This window comes from Streptomyces sp. NP-1717, assembly GCF_022695985.1.
GTDB lineage: Bacteria > Actinomycetota > Actinomycetes > Streptomycetales > Streptomycetaceae > Streptomyces.
Genome location: NZ_JAAPBF010000310.1, coordinates 1 through 6,690 on the forward strand (window position 1 = coordinate 1; position 6,690 = coordinate 6,690).

Annotated in this window: 8 protein-coding genes; 6 read left to right on the plus strand and 2 right to left on the minus strand. The window is 72.6% G+C overall.

The annotated features are described in order from the left end of the window. Positions 1-81: 81 nt before the first annotated feature. The 5 genes from GXP76_RS32950 (at position 82) to GXP76_RS32970 (ending at position 3,787) form a co-directional block, all read left to right on the plus strand. On the plus strand, positions 82-612 hold the full coding sequence (locus GXP76_RS32950) for a helix-turn-helix domain-containing protein (RefSeq protein WP_242575290.1): 531 nt from the start codon (positions 82-84) through the stop codon (positions 610-612). A gap of 62 nt (positions 613-674) precedes the next feature. Then, positions 675-1,010, plus strand: coding sequence for a DUF6412 domain-containing protein (locus GXP76_RS32955; RefSeq protein ID WP_242575291.1), 336 nt, complete (start codon positions 675-677; stop codon positions 1,008-1,010). 127 nt (positions 1,011-1,137) lie between these two features. Beyond that, on the plus strand, positions 1,138-1,899 hold the full coding sequence (locus GXP76_RS32960) for a YidC/Oxa1 family membrane protein insertase (RefSeq protein ID WP_242575292.1): 762 nt from the start codon (positions 1,138-1,140) through the stop codon (positions 1,897-1,899). Between the two features lie 391 nt (positions 1,900-2,290). Further along, positions 2,291-3,148, plus strand: a complete 858-nt coding sequence (locus GXP76_RS32965; RefSeq protein ID WP_242575293.1) for a fumarylacetoacetate hydrolase family protein — start codon at positions 2,291-2,293, stop codon at positions 3,146-3,148. A gap of 45 nt (positions 3,149-3,193) precedes the next feature. Beyond that, positions 3,194-3,787 carry a disulfide bond formation protein DsbA gene (locus tag GXP76_RS32970; RefSeq protein ID WP_242575294.1) on the plus strand — a complete coding sequence of 198 codons (594 nt, stop codon included), beginning with the start codon at positions 3,194-3,196 and terminating at the stop codon, positions 3,785-3,787. A 34-nt stretch (positions 3,788-3,821) separates the two neighbouring features. Here the strand turns inward: GXP76_RS32970 and GXP76_RS32975 are convergent, their stop codons facing one another. Next, complete coding sequence (locus GXP76_RS32975) at positions 3,822-4,316, minus strand: heme-degrading domain-containing protein (protein WP_242575295.1); 495 nt, start codon at positions 4,314-4,316, stop codon at positions 3,822-3,824. After that, positions 4,313-5,413 (minus strand): Gfo/Idh/MocA family oxidoreductase, encoded by a 1,101-nt coding sequence (locus GXP76_RS32980; RefSeq protein WP_242575296.1) that lies wholly within the window; start codon positions 5,411-5,413, stop codon positions 4,313-4,315. Before GXP76_RS32980 ends, GXP76_RS32975 begins: the two co-directional genes overlap by 4 nt. Before the next feature lie 194 nt (positions 5,414-5,607). Here GXP76_RS32980 and GXP76_RS32985 point away from each other — a divergent pair. Continuing rightward, positions 5,608-6,690, plus strand: a 1,083-nt coding sequence (locus GXP76_RS32985; protein ID WP_242575297.1) for an ROK family transcriptional regulator, incomplete at its 3' end; no start/stop codon positions are given.

Below are 6,690 nucleotides of genomic sequence, written 5' to 3' on the forward strand. Positions count from 1 at the left end.
TCGGTGAATGAACCCATAGGAGGGACCGACCGTAGCATGGTGAGTTCATTCATTGAACCTAGATTTTGTTAAGGTGTCCCCATGGCCCTCGGCAAGGACTACTCCACCCAGCAGTGCTCGATCGCCCGCGCGCTGGAGATCGTCGGCGAGCGCTGGACGCTGCTCGTCGTACGGGACGCCTTCTATGGAGTACGCCGCTACAACGACTTCCTCACCCACCTCGGCGTCCCCCGCGCCGTCCTCGCCACCCGCCTCAAGAGCCTGGAGCGGGCCGGCGTCCTGGAGAAGCACCGCTATCAGCAGTCACCGCCGCGCGACGAGTACGTCCTGACGGAGCGCGGCCTCGCGCTCTGGCCCGTCCTGCGCTCCCTCGGCCTCTGGGCCCGCGAACACATCGACGGTGTCCTGCCGATGCGGGTGTTCACCCACTCCGCCTGCGGGACCGAGCTCGGCTCCTACGGCGAGTGCCCGGCCTGCGGCACTGCCGTACCGCCGCACGACGTGGAGATGCTGCCGGGGCGCGGACTCGATCCGGACCCGGACGATCCGGTGAGCCGCGCGCTGCTCGCGCCCCGGCGCCTGCTTCTGCCCGTCGAAACGGATCGTGTATAACGGCTGGAGGGCCCCGAAGCCCTGAGAAGCCCGGCGGCACAACACCGAGGAGGGAACAGGCCATGATCCGACGCGCCGCACGACGCGCCGACCGGCTGCCCCGCCCCGCCGCCGCCCCGCTGTTCTTCCTGCTCTTCGGCCTCGCCCAGATCCTCCTCGTCGACGCCGGCAGCCTCTCCGCCGCCGTCGCCCTCGCCGCCACCGCCGCGGCCTCCAGCGCGTTCGCCGTCTCCGCCGTCATCTCCGCCCGGTGCGCGCCCGCCGTGCCGCCCACCCGGGTCCGTACGGCGATCCGCGACCGCGAGCAGCGAACGGCGTTCCTGCCGCAGCGAGATCCCGACGCGCGAGGCCGCACCAGGCCACGGGCGCCCGGTCGTCCCGTCCCGACGACCGCGTAGGGCCTTCGCCGTCCCCACCCCCTGAGCGATCGGCCCCCACGCGGGTCGTCATGCCGAACCGCGCCGCGCCGCACCACCCGCGCCGCGCCTTCCTTCCGGCACGACGAGACCCTCGGAGGGCTCACCCATGTCCGTCTTCCTGTCCGGCTTCGCCACCCTGGTCGAGCACTTCGCCGACCTGCTCCAGCCGCTCTTCCAGGGCGGAGCGACCGCCGTGGCGATCATCCTGTTCACCGCCTGCGTACGGCTCGCGGTCCACCCGCTCTCCCGGGCGGCGGCCCGGGGGCAGAAGGCCCGCACCAAGCTCTCGCCGCAGATCGCCGCCCTGCGCAAGAAGCACTCCAAGAACCCCGAGCGCCTCCAGAAGGCGATCATGGAGCTGCACAAGAAGGAGCAGGTCTCCCCGCTCGCCGGCTGCCTGCCGAGCCTGCTCCAGATCCCCGCGTTCTTCCTGATGTACCACCTCTTCTCCAGCCGGGAGATCGGCGGCGAGCCGAACGAGCTGCTCGGCCACTCCCTCGGCGCCGCGCCGCTCGGGGACCGCTGGAAGGACGCACTCGCCGACGGCGGGGTCTTCGGGGGCGCGGGCCTGGTGTACGTCGCGCTCTTCGCGATCGTCGTGGCCGTCGCCACCTTCAACTACCGGCGTACGAAGCGGCAGATGGCCGCCATGCCGATGCCGGCGGCCGGGGCGGACGGGCAGCAGGTGCCCGGGATGGGGGCCATGACCAAGCTGATGCCGCTTCTGTCCTTCGCGACGCTCATCACGGTGGGCGTGGTGCCGCTGGCCGCCGCGCTGTACGTCGTGACGAGCACCACCTGGACCGCCGTCGAACGGGCCTTCCTGTACCGGGACGTCCCGGCCGGGGCGCTGGCCACCGCAGCGTAGGGCGTGTCCGCGAAGTCCCGCCTGGCCCGCGACGCCTGGCACGGCACCTCGCCGCGTTGTCGTACCGGCCGAGTACGGCCCGGTACGAGGCCGATCCTCCGCCTTGCGATGCACCGCACCAGACGCCGCGGGCCCCGCCCTACGGGCGGACGGCGCTTCTTCGCGGACACCCCCTAGGAGGCGTGAGCCGGCGGCCACCACCGGGGCGAGGTGGCCGTCACGACGAGGTTCCGTAGTCGCCGGGGCGGGGCGGGCGTGGTCCAGGGTGTGAACAGGGTCTTGCAGAGTGATCCGATGTCTTGGACGATCGGCCAATCCGCCCGATGGCCGCGACCCGTCGGCGGGCCCCGCTCGACCAGGTCGATCCGCTCGACCAGAGGGAGAACAGACCATGAAGCTGCTGCGTGTCGGTACGGCGGGCGCGGAGCGCCCCGCACTGCTCGACCAGGACGGAACCCTCAGGGACCTGTCCGGACTGGTCCCTGACATCGACGGCGCTCTGCTCGCCGACGAGGCCGCGCTCGACCGGATCCGGGCCGCCGCCGCGTCCGGCGAACTGCCCGTCGTCGACTCCACCGGACTGCGCACCGGGCCGCCGGTCGGCCGGATCGGCAAGATCGTGTGCATCGGGCTGAACTACCACGACCACGCGCGCGAGACGGGCGCGGACATCCCGGGCGAGCCGATCATCTTCTTCAAGGCGCCGGACACCGTCGTCGGCCCGGACGACACCGTCCTCGTACCGCGCAAGAGCGTCAAGACGGACTGGGAGGTGGAGCTGGCCGTCGTCATCGGCCGCACCGCCCGCTATCTGGACTCCGCGGAGGAAGCCCTCGCGCATGTCGCGGGGTACGCCGTCTCCCACGACGTCTCCGAGCGCGAGTTCCAGATCGAGCGCGGCGGCCAGTGGGACAAGGGCAAGAACTGCGAGACGTTCAACCCCCTCGGCCCCTGGCTCGTGACCGCCGACGAGGTGCCCGACCCGCAGGCGCTGTCGCTCAAGCTGTCCGTCAACGGGGAGCAGAAGCAGAACGGGACGACGGCCGAGCAGATCTTCCCGGTGGCCGAAGTGGTCCGATACGTCAGCCAGTTCATGACGCTCTACCCGGGTGACGTCATCAACACCGGTACGCCGGCGGGTGTCGCGCTCGGACAGCCGGAGCCGAAGCCGTACCTGCGGGCGGGGGACGTCGTCGAGCTGGAGATCGAGGGACTGGGGCGGCAGCGCCAGGAACTCAAGAACGCGTAACCCGGCGGGCGTCGGCGGGGTCGGATCGACGAGAGGGAGCACCCGATGGTCACGGAGCGGCGGACCGTCGACTTCTGGTTCGACCCCGCCTGCCCGCTCAGCCGGGTCACCGCGTCATGGATCGTCGCCGTCGCCGGACAGCGCCCCGTCGACATCCGCTGGCGCGTGATGAGCCTCTCGGTGCTGAACGAGGGCAGGGACGTCGACACCGAGGGCGACGAGGAGGGTTACCTCTGGATCCCCGCCCGCGTCTGTGCCGCGATCCAGACGGCGTACGGGCACACGGCGCTCGGCAGGTTCTACGACGCGCTGTGGACCGCCGGGGACGGCGGGCGGCGCGAGTGGATGGGTGACATCGCCGAGGCCCTGAGCGCCGCGGAGCTGCCGGTGGCACTGGCCGGGGCCGGGCTGTCCACCGACCACGACGCGGCGCTGCGCGCCTCGCACGAGGAAGCGATGAGCCTGATCACCGGAGAGGTGGGTACGCCGATCCTCGCTGTCACCCACCCCTCCGGCTCCCGGCACGCGTTCTTCGGCCCGGTCGTCACCGAGACGCCGGGGCCCGAGGACGCCCTGAGACTGTGGGACGGCACGCTCCTCGTCGCGAGCGTGCCGGGCTTCCGCGAGATCAAGACCTGAACGAGCCGCGTCCGGCAGAACAGTTGACGGTACGTCAGCTGCCGGACGGCCCCGCCAGCGTCCGCTCCAGGGCCTCCACCACCAGCGCGTGGTCCTCCTCCTGCGGGAGCCCGGAGACCGTCACCGTGCCGACAACTCCCGCGCCCCTCACGATGATCGGGAACGAGCCGCCGTGGGCCGCGTACAGGTCCGGGTCCAGACGTGAGGAGTCCTCGAACGTGGAGCCCTTGGCGCGGAAGCGCGAACCGACCAGGAACGAGCTCGCGCCGTACCGCTCGACCACCCGCCGCTTGCGGTCGATCCAGGCGTCGTTGTCCACCGACGAGCCGGGCAGCGCGCAGTGGAACAGCTGCTGGCCGCCCCGGCGGATGTCGATCGCGACCGGCGCCTCGCGCTCACGCGACAGCTCCACCAGCAGGCCGCCGAGCGCCCACGCGTCGTCGTAACCGAAGTGCGGCAGGACCAACCGGGCCTCCTGCGCCTCCAGTTCGGCCACCGTCGGGAAGGGACGGTCCTGGGCCGCCGTCATGACGAGGCACCGATCGTGACCGTGACACCCTCGCGCGCGGAGCGGCGTGCCGCCTCCAGCACGTCCAGCGCCGCGGCTGCCTCGTGCGCGGTCACCGGCGGCGCCGAGCCGTCGCGCAGCGCCCGCGCGACCCCCGCGTAGAACGCCGGGTAGTCGCCGGGCGTGCTCTCCACCGGGTGGCCCCCACCCGTCGCCGGGGACTCGCCGGCCCCGATACGGCCCCACAGCGACTCGGGCTCCACGCCCCAGTTCCCGGCGGACTCCGGGGTGTGGGGACGCCTGCCGTCGCGCAGGTCGGCCTCCTGCGGGTCCAGGCCGTACTTCACATAACCCGCCTCCGAGCCCAGCACCCGGAAGCGCGGGCCGAGTTGGGCCGTGGTGGCGCTGACGTACAGATGCGAGCGCACACCGGACGTGTGCGTGATCGCGATGAACGTGTCGTCGTCCGCCGCGGCGCCGGGCCTGCGTACGTCGGACTCCGCGTACACCGTCGCCGCCGGACCGAACAGCACCAGCGCCTGGTCCACGACATGGCTGCCCAGGTCGTACAGCAGCCCTCCGATCTCTTCCGGCACCCCGGACTCGCGCCAGCCGCCCTTGGTCTGTGGCCGCCACCGCTCGAACCGCGATTCGAAGCGCTGCACGTCGCCCAGCTCGCCGCCCGCGACGAGGCGGGCGAGAGTGAGGAAGTCGTTGTCCCAGCGGCGGTTCTGGAAGACGGAGAGCAGCAGACCCCGCTCCTCGGCGAGAGCGGCGAGGTCGCGCGCCTCGGCGGCGGTGCCGGCGATCGGCTTGTCCACGACGACCGGCAGGCCCGCCTTCAGGGCGGCGGTCGCGATCGGGACGTGCGTCCTGTTCGGCGACGCGATCACGACCAGGTCCAGCTCGTCCGCGCGCTCCCAGAGCTCGTCCGGCGACACCGCGAAGCGGACGTCGGGGAACTCGGCGCGCGCCTGCGCCTGACGCTCCGGGTTCGAGGTGACGACCGTGTCGAGGACCAGATCCTCGGTCGCGGAGATCAGCGGGGCGTGGAAGACGGAGCCCGCGAGGCCGTAGCCCACGAGTGCGACGCGCTGAGGGGTGCCGGTGCCAGTCATGCGTTCCACTTAAGCAACGGTGTTGCCATAGTGCAAGCGCCGGGAACAATGACACCGTGGGCACCAGTGGTGACAGCGGAGACGGTCGCGGCTGTGACAGCTGTGACGGCGGAGACGGGAGCGTGCGGGTGGAGGCGGAGACGGGGGCGGAGGTGGAGATCGATACGGACACGGAGGCGGTGGCCGGAGTACCGATGGGCATCCGTACCGGCGTGAACCCGAACCCGAACCCGAACGCCGGCGCCAACCTGCCGTCGCTGCGCAGTCACAACTCCGCGCTGGTGCTCGACCTGCTCCGTACGGCGGGGGAGGGCGGCATCAGCCGACTGGAACTCGCCGAATCCACCGGCCTCACCCCCCAGGCCGTCAGCAAGATCACGGCCAGGCTCCGTACGGAGGGACTGGCGGCCGGCGCCGGCCAACGGGCATCGACCGGCGGCAAACCCCGGACCGTCCTGTGCCTGGTCCCCTCCGCCGCGCACGCCGTGGGCCTGCATCTGGACCGCGACGAACTGACGGCCGTCGTGGTCGACCTGGCGGGCACCCCGGTCGCGGTCCGCACGGCGCCGTTCGACCTGGGAGCCGGGGCGGCCGAGGTCGTCGAGACGGCGGCCGGACAGGTGGAGTCGGTACGGGCGGAGGCGGAGCGCCGCGCGGGGCCGCCCGGCGCGGCGGGACCGGACCGGCTGCTGGGCGTCGGCGTCGCCCTGCCGGGTCCGCTCGACCACGCCGCCGGAGTGCTCGGGCGCGTCACCGGCTTCCCCCGGTGGGACGGCTTCCCGCTGCGCGACGCGCTCGCCGACCGCCTCGGTCTGCCCGTGGTCCTCGACAAGGACACCAACGCCGCCGCGCTCGGGCTCGCGCTGCGGGGGCCCGGCGACTCGTTCGCGTACCTCCACCTCGGTACGGGGCTGGGCGCGGGCCTCGTACTGGGCGGCGCCCTCTACCGGGGGGACCGCACCGGCGCGGGCGAGTTCGGGCACCAGGTCATCCAGCTCGACGGGCCGCCGTGCGACTGCGGGAACCGCGGCTGTATCGAGGCGCTCTGCATGGCGGCCGTCGCGCGCGGCGACCTGGCGGAGGCCGCGCGGGTGCTCGGCGGCGGGGCGGCGAATCTCGTCGGGCTGCTCGACATCGACCGGGTGCTGCTCGGCGGGCGCGTGGTCGCGGCGGCGGAGGAGCGATTCGTGTCGGGAGTCGGAGCGGTGCTCCAGGAGCGGGCGCGCGGTCCTGTCGTGCCGGTGACGTCGGCCGACGGCGGGGCGCATCCTGTCGCC